This is a genomic window from Mesorhizobium norvegicum (assembly GCF_004919685.1).
GTDB classification, from domain to species: domain Bacteria; phylum Pseudomonadota; class Alphaproteobacteria; order Rhizobiales; family Rhizobiaceae; genus Mesorhizobium; species Mesorhizobium norvegicum.
Genome location: NZ_SMYZ01000064.1, coordinates 58,896 through 75,038, shown reverse-complemented (window position 1 = coordinate 75,038; position 16,143 = coordinate 58,896). Strand labels below are relative to the sequence as shown.

The following is a 16,143-nucleotide window of genomic DNA, read 5'->3' as shown; positions in this document are numbered from 1 at the left end:
TTGGGTGCGCGCCGATGAGACGACGGTTCATTTTAGTGGCAGCTCTTGGTGCGACCGCCGCATTGGCGGCCGACCGATATGAGCTATCCGAAGCTCAGATTTCGTCGGTACACGACACGCTCTTGAAGACTCTCAAAGACCCCGGAAGCGCTCAATTCGGATCTATCGGAGCTGTCCAGACGGGTGCCGGCAAAATCACGATCTGTGGCACCGTCAACGCGAAGAATTCCATGGGTGGCTATGTCGGATTTGCTCCATTTCGCGGCCACATGTGGACACCCGATACCGTTTTCTTTCTGGATGAAATGGCCTCGAACGACGGCGAGTCCGCGCTGATATCGTCCAATTGCGGCGCCGCCCTCATGTCGGATTGACGTCCGCTCTTTCTTTTGCCTTTTCGGCGACGTGCAACAGCCATTCGTCATCGAGGGCGGATACGAAGTCGACGAAGCGATCGAAGGCTTCCCCCTCGATGCTGTAGCGGCGGGCGTAGGCGTCGAAGGCGAGGAAGCTGATCGGTGTTTCACCGCCGCCCTCGGTATATTGGCGGTCGTAGCGCAGGACCTGCCAGGCGCGTCGATAGAAGTCGTGCCAGGTCTCGTATCTGGCTTCATCCGGCCTGGTCGGAAGCGTCTCCGCCGGCACCTCGTCCGGGTACTCCCGGTTCAGGTCTGCCAGCCATTCGTGATGGCCTCTCCGCTCCAGGTCGTAGCGGAAGGCCGCCTTCAGTTTCCCGAGGCGGTCTCCTCGAACTCGACCTTGCGCCTGCCTGCGAGACCGGCGCACCAGCGCACCATGCTGCGTACAACCCGATGCTCCTCCGCCATGAGGACGCCGCCAACGACCTCAGGGGAATAGGCAACATCGAGGCCCTTCCAGCCGAGCAGGAGGAACTCGACGGCGAGTTTTCCTTCCGCCTTGGCCAGCACATCGGCAGGAATGGTACCGCTCGGATACGCCTGCCGCAGCTTCTCAAGCTCCGCCTGATAGGCCGAGGCATAGGGCGGATAGTTGAGCGAGCGCGTCAGGAATGCGAGGCCTGGCAGGGAAACCTGCTCGAGCGGTTTGTCGGGGTTGAGGCCGGGCCATTCCTTCGGCTCGATCCAGTCGCCTTCACGTTCCTTGACAAGATCGGCAGCCAAGCTGGCCAGTTTGATGATGCTCATGTCGGAGATATCCTTTGTCGGAAGGGTGCTGGGCGAGGTCCGACAACCCCGCCCAGCGTTCTCGCGAAAGTTCGGTCCCGCTGTCGGGCGGGATTTGGTCATTCGTAGTATTCGAGGCGGTCAAGCAGGACGTGCGCGTTGGTCAGCGTGTCGAGCGACGCCATGCCGGTCAGCGGCAATTTGGTGTCGGTGTTCTTCGCCGTCGCGTTGGTCTGCCCATCGGTGTAAGTGAGACGCGGAACCGCCCAGATCATCGCCTGGCTGTTCTTCGCGATGCGAAGGTTGATGTTTGTTGCCGTACCAGCGAACAGCTTGGACATCAGGGCGTTGGACCCGAAGAAGGTTCCCATCGCAGCGGTGACATCGACCGATCCCTTGCCGATGTCCTCGGCCCCGACGAGACCATCGGAGCGGATACCGCCGATCATGCGGAGGTTGTTCTTGATGGTCAGCGTGATCGATTCGATGAAGTTCGGACCGCCGACGATCGTCCCGTTCTCCGCGATGCGGCCGACATTGACCGCGGCGGCCATGATCGCGTTCGTGGTAGCGGCGTCGGGTGACGCATCCAAGGACGTGGTGTCCTGGGTACCGGTCAGGCCGGCGAAAGTCATCGTCCAGGTCGCGATCTGCTCCTTGACGAAGTTGAAGACGCCCTGGTCGACGGTCATGCCACGCTGCGCGATATAGGTCGGCACGGTCTGATCCATGAACCCACGCTCGATCGTCTGGCTGAGCGTGAGAAGACCGTTTTTGAGCGTATCGCCGTAGAAAACCTTGACGGTCTTGCCGGTGCCGGCGTCGGTCGTCCAGCCGGTCGGCAGGTTGTCGAGCGTCAGTTTCGCGGCGGCAATCGCGATGACGCGCGCCCATCCATTGCAGGCCGCAGTGGCGAACCTGTCGCCGGTTGCGGTGCCGCCGATCTTGATCCACTGCCCAACGGCAAGACCGAGCGTGGTGAAGTCGAGCAGCGTCGAAGTGATACCATCGGCGACGGCGACGAGATCGGCTGAAGCGCCTTGGAAGCCGACGACCTTGATGCGCGCCGCGGCCGCCGGCGCCGCCTCGGTGACGAAGCCGGCGCCGAGGAACACCGGGGATGTCGCATGGCCGGTCGTGCACTTGAAGACGCCGTTGTTGGCGCCGGTGGCGAACCCGGAGAACTGGGCGATCTGGCCAGCGACAAAGGCGGCGCCTGTCGTGCAGGTCACCACATCGGTGGTGCCGGTCATCGCGGTGATGACGCTGTCGGCCGTCCCGTCGTTATCGCGGAACGGCGTGTTGACCCAGGTGTTGGCGAACAGCGATTCCAGCCAGTCTGAGAACGGCGACCCATGCGGCGGCCAGGAGAGCTCGCCGTTGATCGGACCATCGTTCATCTCGTTGACCTTGATCGGGTCGGAATTCATGCGGTCGTCGCGGATCTCCTCCGAACTGACGAACACCGGCACGAAACGCAGCGTTTCGCCCTTGAGGCGCGCCTTGCGCATCCGGGGCGTGACCGGCGTGGTGCCGAGGGTGACCTCCCTGACGTGGGAGAGGCGCAGGCGATTTGCGTCCGACATGACATTTCTCCATGGCAAATAGCGCCGCGGTCAGGCCGGGCGGTGGGCAGGCGTTGATTTTCGGGGTGAGGTCTAGGCGGCGGCAGGCTTGGATTTGGCAGGCTTCGGCTGTGCCTCAAGGAAGCCCTCTGAGGTCAGACCTTCGAGGGTGTGCGGCGACAGATCGGCGTTATCCGGAACATCGGCGCCGGCGGCGAAGCGCTGCACGCGCGTGTTGAACGGCTTTAAAACCTTGGTCATGTTCATTCGTCCCTTTGCCAGTTGATGGTTGCCAACATTGAGTAGTAGTTGGCGCTGTATTTGCCGGCGTCGCCGGCTCCGATCGATGCCTCTCGGAAGATCACGGTGCCGATCTCCATCCCACGAAAGAGGTCGATCGCCAGTCCGGCATATTGGCGAGCGAGCCGCGTACCGATTCCGTTCTTCGTCATGACGTGCAGGTAGACCTGCCCGACTTCGCGCCAGAGGTTGTTGTCGCGGGTTTCGGCGCCGATCGAGGCCTGATCGAAGAAGTCGCCGAAGATCTCGACGTAGAGGAAGTGGGCAGGATCGTCGGGGATATCGTCCGGCATGTTCTCGAATAGGACCGGCGTGGCATCGAGACCGGCCGTCGCACATGCTGTCGGCCATTGCTCATTGATATACGGCTCGACGGTATCGTAGGTGACGAGGCTGGACATCAGAGCGCGTTGATGACGATCGAGGGATAGGTGATCGGCTGGCCAGCAGCGCGGTCAGCGCGAGGTTTCGCACTGACGGTGCCAAGGTTCTTCCCCTGCGCCCGCCAGCCCAGGATGACCGGCTTCGGGACGCCATGCCAGCGCGCCAGAGCGTCGACCGACGCGGTCCGCTGGTCGCCGCCCTTCAGCACATACGGAATCATCGGATGAACACCTGACGCGATGTTGAGGAATTTGGCCTCGAAGCCGAAGGCGCCACGGAAGCGATTGTTCATGGCGTTCTTGGTGCCATCGAAAACCCGGCGACGCTTCACCCCCAAGAGACCGCCCTCGACCTTGCGGATATAGGGCTGGAAATCGGTGATGATGACCTCGGCGTCGCTCGGGATCGATGCATAGTTGGTGACCGGCTGCCCTCCAACGATGACGATGAAGGATTCAGCAAACCTGCCGGATTTGCGCGGGCTGCGCTTCACCAGCTCGGCCAGGGCGGCGTTGATGATCAGCGGCCAGTTCGAAAACACATACAGGATTGAACCCGGGGCGACGACGGCTTCCTCGGCCAGGCCAGGGACGCCATTGACGTAGCGGTCATATTGCGGCGATGCCCCGGCGGCGATCGCCTTCGCGAGCTCGGACCGCGCATATTTCGCCAGCGCTGCGCTGATCGCGGCTGGCTCCATGCCGGCCGTGGCGATCTTGAGGTCGCGCTCGAAGGAATCGAAGCGGGCCATCAGTGTCGAGCCTCGACGATCTGCACCTTTCCGGTGAGTGTCTTGCGGACAAAGGCTTCATTCTCGATGACGGGGCCGTGCTCGTCGTGCACTTCGACGAGAACCGTACCGGCTTCATCGTCGGCCTCGCAGGCGCGCTCGACGCGCTGCCCATCAAGGAAAACGATCGGATTCTTGAAATGCCACCGCCAATAATCGGGTGACTTGCTATCACTCGTTACGCGCATGATCAGCCTCCAACCACCAGTTCGACGCGCACCAGCGTGTTCTGCACCCGGATATGTTTCGGGAACTCGACGTTGCGAACCTTTCCGTCCTGCACGATCTTGTCGTTCTTGCGGATCGGCAGCCTGAACTGCGCCCGGTTGATGTCGGTCGGGCTGAGGACGACACGCGACCATGTCTGATCGATGTTGCCGACCAGCTCTTCCGGCTTCAGCGGCCGTATCGAGGCCCTGACATCGGCGTCGAACGGGATCTGGATCGCGTTCGGGCCGAGCGTCAGCCGGCGCAGCACCGCATCCTCGCCGGCGTCTAGCAACGCAGCGTCGAGATCGGCGATCAGCTCGGCAGGCGTCGTCACCGCGCGTGGATCCTCGCCGACAACACCGTGTTGCCGGCATAGGTCCCGGTCGACACAAGCTTCAGCCGGAAGCGATCGCCGAGAACAATGCCAGTGACAACGGTGTCGTCGGCGAGCACGCCATCGGTCGGCGTCTGTTCGACGCCATCGGGCTTCAGGCGGCGCGCGCGTGTCTTGCTGGCCGTCGTTCCCGCCAGGCACCAGAGATCGAACCAGGTGGTGCCCTGATCGAGCGTGGACTGCACGAATGCCTTGATGGTGGCGCCGCCGCTGCCATAGGCGAACCGCAACTGGACGTCGATCTCGGAGACGCCGGCCAGTCCGACGATGGGATCGCCGATTGCTGTATCTGCGGCGGTGACCGTAAAGTCGCCGAGATCGTAAATGCCGGGGTTTTCCATTATGCCACCACAGGGTTGATGAAGCGGGCGAGCTTGCCAGCGACGATCTCCGGGACCGCGCTTTCAGTGCCTTTCCCGGGGATCGAGCCGACCCAGAAATCGCGCTCCACGCGGCGGACATCCGGGATATCGACGACTTCAGATTTCAGTGACGGATCGCGACCTTTTTCCGCCCAGGCGAGCCGCATGAACTCCATGGCCGCTTCCGCGAGATCTCCGGGGACATCAGCGAAACCGGCTTTGTACACGGCGATGATCTTGGTGGCGCACCAGCGCACCTCTCTGTTGTTGACCAGTCGGGCGACTAGACCCGATTCAGGATCGACAGCGAAGTCATCGTCCGCCGTCAATGGCTCGCCGTCCTCGACGAGGCTGGTGACTTCGATGTTGAAGCGCCGTGAGAATTGAAGAGCTGCGACATCAACACCGCGAAAGGTTTCGGTCAGCGTCTCTTGCCGCAACGTGGGCTCAGCGCCGGCGCCGACCGCCACCTTGCATTCCGTCATGATCGCGGCGCTGTTCCGAAGATCCAGAGCCGCAAGCTTTGTGTCCTGGCTGCTATCGGTCACGCCGATCGCCTCACGACGCTCAGCCTGCGTCAGCAGCGAGCGGTCGGTTGCAGGCGTCGTTATGGCGAGGGTTGATCGCATGAGGGTCTTTCGAATTCGGGTTCAGCTAGCTTGCCAGTGCAGCGTTGATGGCCGCAGCACAGATCGGCACGGCATACGTCTCATAAGCCGACGCCGACAGGTGCGTCCCGTCCGGATATAGCGACGTGTCGGCCGTTGTCGCGACCAGTCCAAGAACCGGATCAGCCGCATAGTCGGCCACGGTGTAGCCGTTCACCGATGCGTTGGATCGGATCTGCGTGTTGAGATCCTGCCGGTCCAGGTCTTTCGCCGAGCCGGCCGAGCCGAACGCGGTGCGCGGTAGGCAGGTTCCGACGACGCACCGCACGCTCGAGCCTAGAGCTTTCTGCGCCGCTACCCATGTCTGGATGTTGGCCATGACAGCCGCCGCAACGCCAGAGCCCGCGTTGATATCGTTGGTCCCAGCCCACAGATGGAACATGTTCTTGCCGGTGATCGAGCCGCTGTAGAGCGTCGCTTCGTGCGCGGCACGGCCGGTCACGACGCCAGACATCAGTTGCCCGGCAATGCCAAGGTTCCACACGCACTTGTTGGAAGCCGAGACCAGCGCCGAAGCGAGACGTGGCATGGTCTTGCAGTCGTCGGTGTAGACGCCCTCCGTGATGCTGTCGCCGACAAACACAAGGTGATTGTCGAAGGCTGTCGGGATGCCGAACGCCGCGATCGCCGCTGTCCTGGCGTCGGTGATCTGTGTGTCCGACAGCTGCGACGGATAGATGGCGAACAGGGCGTAATCCTGGCGCGCGGCCTTGTTCCATGCGCTGGCCACTGAGCTAAAGCCGAGGTAGCCGCCGGCGATCGCGAGCGTCGTTGGCGCCGTGATCGTGCTCTTGGCGCCAGTCGTGCGATAGATGCCGGAGCCAGAGGCGCCGGTGCCCATGCCGTAGAACTCTAGGACGTCCTTTGCAGCCGGAACCTTGTCATTCACAGCGCCAGGATACCAGCGGATTGACATCGCCGTGGCGGACGACAGCAGCATCGCGTCGGATTGCGCATTGTTCGGGAACTCGTAAGGCGTCATCCCTTGCAGGGAGACAGACGAAGCGAATACCGCCAGCTTGGTATTGCCGAGGCGATCAAATGCCACCCCTGCTGGAATATTGAAGTACCGCGGAATGGCGTTAGGGGCGGTGTTGTCTGCTCGGCGCGTACCAGCGATGATTGCGTTGCGACCAGCCAGCAAACGAGGCATGTTTGCCTGTGTCGTCTGCGTGGCGTGGTTGCCGTTGCCGCTCTGGTCGTACCAAGTTTTGACCAAGATGATATCGGACGGCGAAGCCTTGAAGGCCATGGCCGTAGCAATGTCAATCTTGCGGCTTATGGTGCGATAGCCGATATCCATTTCGGCGCTGTCAGAGGCGCGCACGATGCGACAACAGGCCAGCGCGGAGCCAGATATGGCATTGGTCGAGAAGATCGCGCCGCCCGCACCGGGTGCAGGCAGGATAAGATCAACACCATGCGTCTCGGTCGCCCCTCCCTGTACCAATGGGCTGGCAAGCGGCCCGTCAAAGAGCTTCTGAAGGGGTGAGAGCAGCACCGACATCACACGCCCTCCAGTAAGCTTTCGGGCAGATCAGGCACTGAACACACCGCAGGCGACGCCAGCAGAGCGCGTGAAGCGATAGGTGCCCGGTCCGGCGATCACGGTCGCGAGGTTATAGGCGTTCAGCTCGCCGATGCTGCTGTAGGCGCCGGCGTCGTCCTTGAGCTGGATCAGCACGCGGGCGCCACTGTCGACAGGAGCGGCAGTATTCTTCAGCGCGACCGTGACCGGAGTGCCAGCCGCCACGACAAGATCGCCCGATGAGGCGGCGGTCGTGCCGACCGCGAGAAGTTGAGTGGCCATTTGCTATCCTCCAGGTCGGGGCGCGGCTGTGATCAGCCCTGAGCGGCGATGCGGGCGTCGGCGATCTTGCCGAGGACGACATCCTTGCTGTCGCCGTCGACGACTGCGATCTTCTCGGCGTCGACGACCTTCGCGAGATCTGCATCGGAGAGCTTCGCCAGATCGGCGAGAATGGTGTCACGCTGCTTGGCCGCCTTCTTAGCCGCGGCATCGTCGGCCTTTTTCTTGGCCGCAGCTTCGGTTACAGCGGCCTCGATCTCCTCGGCCGTGCTGCGCGAGGCATATCCCTTCGGCGGATAGTCCGATGCCGAATAGCCGGCAGCCAGGTACTCAGCGATGGTTGGACCGTCATCGCGCAGCGCATTCCGCTTTTTGCCGCCGATCGCTTCGACGTAACCGGCAGCCTCGAGATCATCGAAGAGCTCCGCCGGCACCTGGTCGTCTGTGCCCTTGACGATCTCGCGACCGTGGAGATTTCCTTCCTCAGCGACGCGAACCGACATGAGGACGGCAACTGCTTTCATTGCAGACATCGGATTTTCCTTTCGGGTTTAGCCCTTCATGAGGGGGTTGGGGTGTTTGGCGTGGTCGTATCGGGCCTCGATCGCCTCGGCGGTCGGCAGCCGATCATGCGGCGTCATGGTGACGACGTGGCGCTCGCCGGTGTCATCAAAGGCGAGATCAACCATGTCGTAGCCGTAGAGCCGATCGCCGACAGGCGCGTTGGCATCCATGAGCGACGTCATTGCCGGGAACCCAATCTCGATTCCGCGTTCCGCCGCGATGCCGAGATGGAATTCGACGCAGGCGCGACCCTTCTCGGCCTGGTGTGAATTCGCGTAGGTGAAGTCCATGCCCCACAGGCTGATCTTCTTGACGCCGATGTGGACCGCGAAGGCGACCGCGTAAGCCGCGGTGCTGTTGAAGTAGGCCCAGCCACAGGAGTTGATGACGGCCTCGAGCGGATAGGCGACAAGACCGCGATATCGGCGGTGAGGCTGGCTGGTGTAGATCGGACCGGGATGCCTCCGCATCCATTCCAGCATCCTGGCAATATTGCTGTCCGGCTTCGCCGCGGCGCGGACCTCCTGAACCCTGACATCATCCATATGGAAGACGCGGTCGCACTGGACGACGCCGGCGACAGCATTGATGCCCCAGACCTCGTCGCAGAAGGCATGGCGGCCGCCGAGCCTTTTCACGAGGTCGACGTAGGATTCCAGCGATGGGCCGAGCCCGAGAATGCAGACGTGTTCCGGCGTTGCCGCCAGCAGGTTAGATTTCTTCACGGTGATTTTCCTGTTGTCGGACAGGTTGACGCGCGCCGGCGGTGTTCCGGCGCGCGGGAGGATTGAGATCAGGCCGCCGGCTTGCTGGCCGGGTCGAGGAACGCGGTCGCCGCGATCGGTGTCGTCGCGGTGGTCGTCGACTTTACGGTGATGTTGCAGTAGCGCTTGCCGCCCTTGTAGCCGATCGTCTTGACGCAGTTCTTGGAGGTGCCGGAAACCCGGGTTCCTGTGGCGCCGACGCCGGCGCCGGCCTCGGTTCCGATCAGGTCGACATCGGCAACAGAGGTCATGGTACCGGTGACGTCACCTTCCTTGACGATCGTGGTGTAGACGGCGGTCGTGGCGGTGACTGTGCCATATTCCACCGCGAACAAGACGGGGCCGATGTAGCCCTTGCGGTCGACAATCTTGCCGACCTGGCCGGTGCCGGTGGTGCCAATGGCAACCGGCGAGATGACGCGAACGGCCTTGAGACCGTTTTTGAGATCAAACATTGGAGTGCTCCGATTGAGATTGAGGGACGAGAGCCCGACCGCGCGGCCGGGCTCAGATGGTCATGACGCTCAGGTCGAGCACTTCAGCTTGCGGATCGCCTCGGCCAGAACCACCTTGCCGCCGGTGCGCCGACGGAAGATGAAGCGGATGTTGCCGCTGGTCGCCTGGGTATAGGGGTCGCGCAGCATCTCCATCGCGATGCGATCGACGATGGTGTAAGCCCGGCGGAAGTCGCCGTAAGCGATCGGGTAGAGGTTGGCGCCCTCGGACGGCATGTCCGGGAACTCGGCGTAGGGGTCGCCGTCGATCGAGTTCGGCTTGCCCTGCGCGATGCCGGGCATCCAGATGTAGTTCTTCTGCCCGTCCTTCAGCTTGCGGACCGAACCGATGGTGGTGCGGTTCATGATCCACGTCGCGTTGGCGGCGTAGGCGGTCTTGATCGCATGCTTCAGGGTGAGCAGGCCGTTGGCCTGGCCGTCGACGTCGGCGATGGTGGCTGCGGTACCCGACACCGTTTCCGCGACCAACCCATTGGTCAGGATGCCCTCATATTCGCCGATGCCGGTGCCGGAGACGAACTCGGCGCCTTCCTTGACGGCGAACTGTTCCGCGGACTCCTCGCGGATCTCGGCCTCCATGTCAAAGGCGGAGTCCTCGAGCATCTGGTTGGAGATGTCGATCAGGGCGTACATCTCAGGTGCTGTGAGCTCCTCGAGACCGTAGGTGAGGCCAGTCGTTTCCGTCTTCGTACCGGTCTCGTGGACGCGGCGAGCCGCGAACTGACCGGTGCGCTTCGGAATCTGGATCGCCTTATTCGCGGTGTTGCGGACACGGACAAGACCACGGGCCGGGCTCTGCAAGGTAACTGCCTTGATGATTTCGCGGATATATTCGGTCGGGGCAAGATACCCGGCCGCGGTATCGGTGCCGACGTTGAGCGCCTTGGCTTCCGCCATGACATCGGCGAGAACCTTCTGCTCATCCGCCGAGAGATTGACGACACCGACAGCATGGGCGCGAACAACCGCCCTGCACCAGTTGTTGAACATTACCTTGGCTTCGTCGCCATTCCCGCGCTGACGGTCATTGGCGGGAAGGCGAGCAAGCGCGACCTCGATGCGCTCCGAGGCTTCCTTGGCAGCCTTGGCCTGCTGTTCGGCCATGGTCAGCTTCTGGTTGAGGCCTTCGTACTGCTGAAGGGTCGACTCGATCTTGGCGAGCTTTTCCGTCGTGATGACGTCGGCGGCGCCCTTTTTCTCGATCTCCTTCAGACGGTTGTCGTTGGTGCTCTTGAATTCCTCGAAGGCGGTCATGACCGGGCTGATCGCCTTCTTCAGCTCCTCGGGATCGATCACCGCGGCGGCGGCCGAGGCGATGATGACGCCGTGACCGTCATTCAGGGGATGGGCGAAGGCAAAAACAGCCGCGATGGCGTCGGGCGCTACGACGGCGGTGATGGCAAGCGCGACCGCGCACGCCACCATGAGCATGGTGGAGATCTTCATTTGAGTTCCTCGGTTGAATGAAGGGGCCTAGTTGCCCCGGATGCGGTTTGCGGCATCAGCAATGATGGCCGCGACGACGCTTTCCCTGTCCTCATCCCGAGGGTCCAGTTGAGCCTTGAAGCCGCTGGCGGCGATCGCCTTGGCGGCAGCATGCGAGTAACCGCCTACATCCCGTAGGAAGTCCTCGAATTCACGAATGGTCTTGATCTCGTCCGCGAAGTCGTCCTCCGCGGCCGCCTTCATGGCGTAGATCCGAGCCAACACGTTGGAGGGGTCGTCGACGAGCGAGACCTCGCGCAGATTGGCGGCCTTGATATAGCGCTTCGGCTCGCCGGGACGATCACTGCCCTTCTTCGAACCATTCGGGGGGACGCGATACCCAATCGAAAGGCCTTTGAAGCCTCCCTCGCGAACCTGCGCCTCGTTCCATTTCCCCTGTTCGGTGCCCAGGCCGATAAGGTGACCCTTCACCTGCAGGCCGTTGGCGTCTTCCGACATCGCGTCCCAGACACCAACGGGTTCATGACGATTGCCCGTCATTGCGCCATGCATCTTGTACATCGGCGGCAACGCGCGACCCTCGCGCTGCCGATCGAGAAGCGACTTCGCAAAGGCACCGGGTTCTATGACGTCGCCGTGGCTGTCGATATTGCCGAAGACCGCGGCATAACCCTCGAAAGAGCCGGGGGTGCCGCCGCTGTCCGCAAACTTGAACTCGAACGCCGCGCCGATGCAGCCGATTTCCATATCAGATCACTCCGTCGCTGGGCCGCTGTCGGCGCGGTGCTCGTCAATTTCCGAGAATATTTCTGGGCCGAATTTCAACTCGCCGCGGTATGGCTCCACTTTCGCGAGGTCGATGTCGCCGGCATCCATCGTTATTGTGACGTGCGGCTGATATTCCGGCCAATCCCAGGAGGCGCCGGCCTCGCGGATGGCCATGTGTCGCCACGACAGGTCAGTTGAAGCGAAGAGCAGCGCAACCGCGCCGTCCTTACCCATCGGCTCGACGACACGAGGACCGCCAGGCGCAATCAAGAGGGTGCCATTGCTGTTCTGGATCCAGTTCTCGCCGAGAGTGATCCAGTCCAGCCGCGACCGGCTATAGGCGATCGTGACATGCAGTTCGTCGGCCTGAAGCGTGTTCTTGAACCCTTGGGCGTGCGCCCACTTCAGGAAGGCGTCGGTGTTGATGAGATGCCGGCACACATAGAGGGTCCGTGGCGCTGACTTCGTCTCCGCCGAGCCGGGCTTTCGCTGATCCTGGCTGGCTGGCGCCATCGTGGCCGGCTGCCAGACCTCATCCATCTTCGGATCTTCATCCGGGTTCCAGCCGTCGTCCTCACGGACCTCGTTCGGCTTCAGCCAACCCGGTGAGGAGTTCGTGCCCAGACCCGCCTTGTAGTACTCCGTCCGATCTTTCAGTGAGCCGCGGAGCAGCTCGGATGTGTCGATCCGGCAATAGTAGCCCTCGGCGCGCTCATCCTTGGTCAGGATCTGGGTTTCCACCCCGGATCGCACCGCCTTGATCCAGGGCTGCAGCGAGTAGCGGACATGCGCTTCGAGGAAGGCATCAGCGCTGGCGAAGGTCGGCGACTGGTCGCCGGCATGCCCCAGCATGATCGGGAAGATGCCGAGGAGACGCGCGATTTCCTCAATCTGGTGTTTCCGGGTGTTGAGATGCTCGCCGTCGACGCCACTCTGAGCGATCGCCTTCCACTCCAAACCGCCGGCTATCACCGGCGTTTTCCCTGTATTCGGCGCGCCGCCGAAGCTTTCCTGCCACTGGCTCCGCAACAGGTCGATCTGAGCCTTGTTCAGCTTCTGCTCGGTCTGCAGAACACCGCTGGGACGCGCGCCGTTCGCATGCAGCCTGGCCTGCGTCTCCTCGATCGAGCGGGAAAGACCGATGGCTTCGCGGCCGACGACCGCGGGATCCAGTCCCTTGTACGGTGACCACGATGGTCCCTTGAGATGCAGGACCTGGTTGGAGCCGACCGTGGCGAAACCGCCGCCCTCGAAGGTGAGATCGTAGGTCACGTAGTTGAACTGGTTCGGCAGATTGATCGAGACGCATTCCGGCCGGACCGGTATCAACTCTTTCAGTTGGCCGTTTAGCTCTACCTTGTAGGAGACGCCGTTGCCGGCACCGGCGGCGTGCATGAGCGTGGTGCGCCAGAACTGGAAAGAGTCCTGGAGATTGTTGGCGCGGTGCAGCAAGACGTCATAGGCGGGGTGGTCGATCGCGGGTTCAGTGCCCTTCGTGCTCCGCTTGTGGAGCTCGACTGGCAGCTGTGCGATGCCTTCCGCGATCACGAGGATGCCGCGGTGGAACGATGTCGTCTGCAGGGCCGATGATGTCGATACCTGGGCGCCAGATTTTGTTGGCAATCCCCATCCGCCATTGATCGCCGACCACATCTCCGGCGAGAAATCGACAGCCTTCGCCTCGTCGTCGTCGTTAACCGCAGTCAGCGGCGACGCATCCGATCGGCGCGGGATCAGGGGTACCGATCGCATATGGTCGCCTTTCAGAGTGCGTAAATTTCTGCTGGGACTGCCGCTTCCGGATTCTTCACCATCACACTGACGGCGTCGAAGAGTGCCATCACCGGGTCGATCTTGGCGTCACCGGCGTTCTGTTTGGTCGCACGGATGGCGGTCGCTGTCGGCTCGATCTTCACGTTCTCGACACTCCAGTCCATCATCGAGGATTTGGCGTGCGTCAGCATTCTGTTCGATAGCCGGCCTTCGCTCGTCTTGATGGCGTTCATGAGCTTGTAGCCCTGCCCCACGCCTTCGACCTGGCCACCTTCCTGGGTGATTTCGATCTCGGCGAGCGCATCGACGAGTTCGCCATATGGTCCTTCAGCATCGACCGCGACACAGGCAAGCAAGCCAGCATCATTCACTTGTCGAATGACTCCGATGCTCTCAGCGAGACTGACGATCGTGTCGTCGACGATGGTGAGCTCGCCAGCCGTTTCGAAGTCCAACAGTTTCGTCGCGATCGACTGGCGACGCTCGAGCACACCGCGATGGCACCAGGCGTGACTCCAGCAAAGCCAGCGCTTCATCTTGATCACGACATCCTGGCCGGCGACCTTGATCACGACCTCGATCTCGGCTGGTTCGCGACCAAGCACCGAAAGTCCGTAGAGGTCGTCAAGCCCACCACCGTCTATCCCAACGACAACCGCTTCGCTTCGCTCGAGAAGGGATTGCAGGGTGATCGTGTCATCTTCCGAATGAGCCCAGTAGGCAGCACCTGGCCATCCGTCGGTCTTCATGCCAACGCCCATCTCGATGTTGAGATGTTGCGAAGCCCAGATGCGTGTCGGTTTGTCACCCTTCTCGCGCTCTGAATTCCAGTCGGGTATGAGATCATGCAAGTGGATCGACCGGTTGAGGTTAGGCATCACCATCGACCAGTTTTCCGAATCGCCCCACTTGTCCTTGTCCTTGGCGATCTCCGTTGGGAACTCGTAGAGCATCGGCAGCATCGGCCGGATGATCTTGCCGCGGTAGTGCCCGTCGCGGATCCTGCGCGCCATGTGCAGTTCATCCTTGAACGCACCGGCCGGGATCTCGTCGCTCTGGGTTGTGGTGATCAGCAGCGCGCCTTCGTTGGTCTTGTCGAGACCGCCACGGATCTGGCGCAGCACTTTCGTCGTGTGCTGGTTGCGGCCGAGGAGGTGCAGCTCATCGACCAGGGCAAAGATGACGATCGCGCCGGTGAGAATGTCGAGAGCGAACGTCTTGACCTTCAGTTCCGAATTCGTGACCAGGCACTGGATCGTCTTTTCGTGATCCTTGCGGTGAAAGCGGCGCTGCAGGTCAGGCGATTTGCTGATCATGGCCGTGGCCTGATCGTAGGCGCGATCTGAAATGGTCTGCGTCGGACCAACGAACAGCGCCTCGACGTTGTGGCGCTTGTTCATCATCATCGCCGTCAGCATCAGGCCGGCGCTGTAAGTCGTCTTCGACGATCCCTTCGGAGCCATGACGAAGAAATCGCGGATGGCGCGGCGACGAATGGCTGGATCCCAAGACCCGAAAATGACGCGGACCAGGTCGCGGAACCACTGTCCCGCCGCTTGGCCCAATGTCATCTCGTCGAGGCCGTCCGGCAATGGCAGTGCGTCGAAGAAAGCCAGCCCCATCTCGGCCTCGGCCTCATTCAACTCCAGACAGTCCGGGATCAGCGGTTGACCCTTCTGCATCCGCTCTTCCCAGTCGACGCAACTGAGGTCCCACATGTCAGTGCGGTCGCGTGCCCTGGCGGCGGGCCATCAGATCGCCCAGCGTCGAGGCGGTGTCCGGTCGGCTGGCATCGACAAGGGCCTGCTCCTTCTTGCCGAGCTTCGGACCCTTCTCCTCCGCCTGCGGGCGTGACGACTGGCCGTAAAGCATCAGGTCGTTTTGCTCGACGAACTTGCGGAACGCCTTGCCGGCCGCCGAGCTTCCGCCTTCGAATTGCGTCCAGAAGAGCATCGCGGTCCGCGCGTCCAGACGATCCCTCGCCTCATCCCGGAACTTGAGTTCACGAAAATAATTCTTCCGCAAAGTCGGCGGCGTGATGCTCAGCGCCCGTGCGATCCGCTCGTTGTTCCAGCCGAGGGCGAGCAACATGCTGACTTTGTTGCGGTTTGCCGCAGTCGCTATGTGTTGCGGGCGACCTCGCTTGCCCCAGCCTTCGGGAATCGGATCCCCAAAGAGGTCAGAATTCTCACTCATCGAAAAAAAATCCCTCGCTGAGCCCCAAGCGGTTAGAGGCCCCGTGGCCGCCCAGAGATTCGACCCGCCCCCCCCTTATCAGGGTCGGGCTGCCATCCTCTTGGCCCGCTCGGCCAGCGTCTTCTTGGTGTGCGAGGCTCCACAGCGGAGCATGATGTTGCGCTTGTCGAGCGGTGCGCCACCGTCCCTGAGCTCGACCAGGTGATCACCGAACACGCGCATGCCATGCCGATGGGTCTTGCCGTCGCACTGCGGGTCCTCGCATCTGCGACCGCGCTCGGCGATGATCTCCGCCATCAGCTTGCGCCACTCTGGGGAGAGATAGAACGAATCAGCTGTCTTGGGCGCCACCTTGATGGTGCGCGTGTCCAAGGTCCGGATAGCCGGACCCATCATCTTCAGCTTGGCCAATGTGGGAATCTTATCCATCGCGGTGAAGCATGCCGGGCCGCGCCCTTCGCTTCACTTGGATCCGTTCGGGGCTCGGCC

At 62.1% G+C, this 16,143-nt stretch carries 22 protein-coding genes; 1 reads left to right on the top strand and 21 read right to left on the bottom strand.

The features are described from left to right. The first annotated feature begins 14 nt into the window (after window positions 1-14). The gene (locus FCU66_RS26015) at window positions 15-374 is read left to right on the top strand and encodes a hypothetical protein (RefSeq protein ID WP_136617068.1); all 360 of its coding nucleotides are present in this window, start codon (window positions 15-17) and stop codon (window positions 372-374) included. Here the strand turns inward: FCU66_RS26015 and FCU66_RS26010 are convergent. From FCU66_RS26010 to FCU66_RS25915, 21 genes are all read right to left on the bottom strand, one after another. Then, window positions 361-645 carry a phage tail assembly chaperone gene (locus tag FCU66_RS26010; RefSeq protein WP_136617067.1) on the bottom strand — a complete coding sequence of 95 codons (285 nt, stop codon included), beginning with the start codon at window positions 643-645 and terminating at the stop codon, window positions 361-363. The genes FCU66_RS26015 and FCU66_RS26010 overlap by 14 nt on opposite strands. 80 nt (window positions 646-725) lie before the next feature. Continuing rightward, window positions 726-1,166 (bottom strand): hypothetical protein, encoded by a 441-nt coding sequence (locus FCU66_RS26005; protein WP_136617066.1) that lies wholly within the window; start codon window positions 1,164-1,166, stop codon window positions 726-728. A 98-nt stretch (window positions 1,167-1,264) separates the two neighbouring features. After that, the gene (locus FCU66_RS26000) at window positions 1,265-2,731 is read right to left on the bottom strand and encodes a phage tail tube protein (RefSeq protein WP_136617065.1); all 1,467 of its coding nucleotides are present in this window, start codon (window positions 2,729-2,731) and stop codon (window positions 1,265-1,267) included. 72 nt (window positions 2,732-2,803) lie between these two features. Then, window positions 2,804-2,977 (bottom strand): hypothetical protein, encoded by a 174-nt coding sequence (locus FCU66_RS41295; protein WP_168991801.1) that lies wholly within the window; start codon window positions 2,975-2,977, stop codon window positions 2,804-2,806. Next, window positions 2,974-3,411, bottom strand: coding sequence for a hypothetical protein (locus FCU66_RS25995; RefSeq protein WP_136617064.1), 438 nt, complete (start codon window positions 3,409-3,411; stop codon window positions 2,974-2,976). Before FCU66_RS25995 ends, FCU66_RS41295 begins: the two co-directional genes overlap by 4 nt. Next, window positions 3,411-4,145 carry a hypothetical protein gene (locus FCU66_RS25990; protein WP_136617063.1) on the bottom strand — a complete coding sequence of 245 codons (735 nt, stop codon included), beginning with the start codon at window positions 4,143-4,145 and terminating at the stop codon, window positions 3,411-3,413. Before FCU66_RS25990 ends, FCU66_RS25995 begins: the two co-directional genes overlap by 1 nt. Continuing rightward, the gene (locus tag FCU66_RS25985) at window positions 4,145-4,372 is read right to left on the bottom strand and encodes a hypothetical protein (protein WP_136617062.1); all 228 of its coding nucleotides are present in this window, start codon (window positions 4,370-4,372) and stop codon (window positions 4,145-4,147) included. Before FCU66_RS25985 ends, FCU66_RS25990 begins: the two co-directional genes overlap by 1 nt. 2 nt (window positions 4,373-4,374) lie before the next feature. Then, window positions 4,375-4,728, bottom strand: coding sequence for a hypothetical protein (locus FCU66_RS25980; protein ID WP_136617061.1), 354 nt, complete (start codon window positions 4,726-4,728; stop codon window positions 4,375-4,377). Then, window positions 4,725-5,129, bottom strand: a complete 405-nt coding sequence (locus FCU66_RS25975; protein ID WP_136617060.1) for a hypothetical protein — start codon at window positions 5,127-5,129, stop codon at window positions 4,725-4,727. The genes FCU66_RS25980 and FCU66_RS25975 overlap by 4 nt, the downstream gene beginning before the upstream one ends. Next, on the bottom strand, window positions 5,129-5,698 hold the full coding sequence (locus FCU66_RS25970; RefSeq protein WP_136617059.1) for a hypothetical protein: 570 nt from the start codon (window positions 5,696-5,698) through the stop codon (window positions 5,129-5,131). Before FCU66_RS25970 ends, FCU66_RS25975 begins: the two co-directional genes overlap by 1 nt. Window positions 5,699-5,804: 106 nt before the next feature. Next, window positions 5,805-7,325, bottom strand: coding sequence for an SGNH/GDSL hydrolase family protein (locus FCU66_RS25965; protein ID WP_136617058.1), 1,521 nt, complete (start codon window positions 7,323-7,325; stop codon window positions 5,805-5,807). 30 nt (window positions 7,326-7,355) lie between these two features. Beyond that, window positions 7,356-7,628, bottom strand: coding sequence for a hypothetical protein (locus FCU66_RS25960; RefSeq protein WP_136617057.1), 273 nt, complete (start codon window positions 7,626-7,628; stop codon window positions 7,356-7,358). A 32-nt stretch (window positions 7,629-7,660) separates the two neighbouring features. Further along, on the bottom strand, window positions 7,661-8,161 hold the full coding sequence (locus tag FCU66_RS25955) for a hypothetical protein (protein WP_136617056.1): 501 nt from the start codon (window positions 8,159-8,161) through the stop codon (window positions 7,661-7,663). A gap of 18 nt (window positions 8,162-8,179) precedes the next feature. Further along, on the bottom strand, window positions 8,180-8,917 hold the full coding sequence (locus tag FCU66_RS25950) for a hypothetical protein (RefSeq protein ID WP_136617055.1): 738 nt from the start codon (window positions 8,915-8,917) through the stop codon (window positions 8,180-8,182). 68 nt (window positions 8,918-8,985) lie between these two features. Then, window positions 8,986-9,411, bottom strand: a complete 426-nt coding sequence (locus tag FCU66_RS25945) for a hypothetical protein (protein ID WP_136617054.1) — start codon at window positions 9,409-9,411, stop codon at window positions 8,986-8,988. A gap of 69 nt (window positions 9,412-9,480) precedes the next feature. After that, window positions 9,481-10,917 carry a phage major capsid protein gene (locus FCU66_RS25940; RefSeq protein WP_246094009.1) on the bottom strand — a complete coding sequence of 479 codons (1,437 nt, stop codon included), beginning with the start codon at window positions 10,915-10,917 and terminating at the stop codon, window positions 9,481-9,483. 27 nt (window positions 10,918-10,944) lie between these two features. Further along, window positions 10,945-11,664, bottom strand: a complete 720-nt coding sequence (locus FCU66_RS25935; protein ID WP_136617053.1) for an HK97 family phage prohead protease — start codon at window positions 11,662-11,664, stop codon at window positions 10,945-10,947. A gap of 6 nt (window positions 11,665-11,670) precedes the next feature. Beyond that, on the bottom strand, window positions 11,671-13,437 hold the full coding sequence (locus FCU66_RS25930; RefSeq protein WP_136617052.1) for a phage portal protein: 1,767 nt from the start codon (window positions 13,435-13,437) through the stop codon (window positions 11,671-11,673). An 11-nt stretch (window positions 13,438-13,448) separates the two neighbouring features. Next, a complete protein-coding gene (locus tag FCU66_RS25925) occupies window positions 13,449-15,140 on the bottom strand; it encodes a terminase large subunit (RefSeq protein WP_246094008.1) in 1,692 nt (563 codons plus the stop codon). Between the two features lie 37 nt (window positions 15,141-15,177). After that, window positions 15,178-15,549, bottom strand: a complete 372-nt coding sequence (locus FCU66_RS25920) for a hypothetical protein (RefSeq protein ID WP_246094007.1) — start codon at window positions 15,547-15,549, stop codon at window positions 15,178-15,180. 183 nt (window positions 15,550-15,732) lie between these two features. Then, window positions 15,733-16,065 carry an HNH endonuclease gene (locus FCU66_RS25915; protein ID WP_136617049.1) on the bottom strand — a complete coding sequence of 111 codons (333 nt, stop codon included), beginning with the start codon at window positions 16,063-16,065 and terminating at the stop codon, window positions 15,733-15,735. Window positions 16,066-16,143 lie beyond the last annotated feature (78 nt).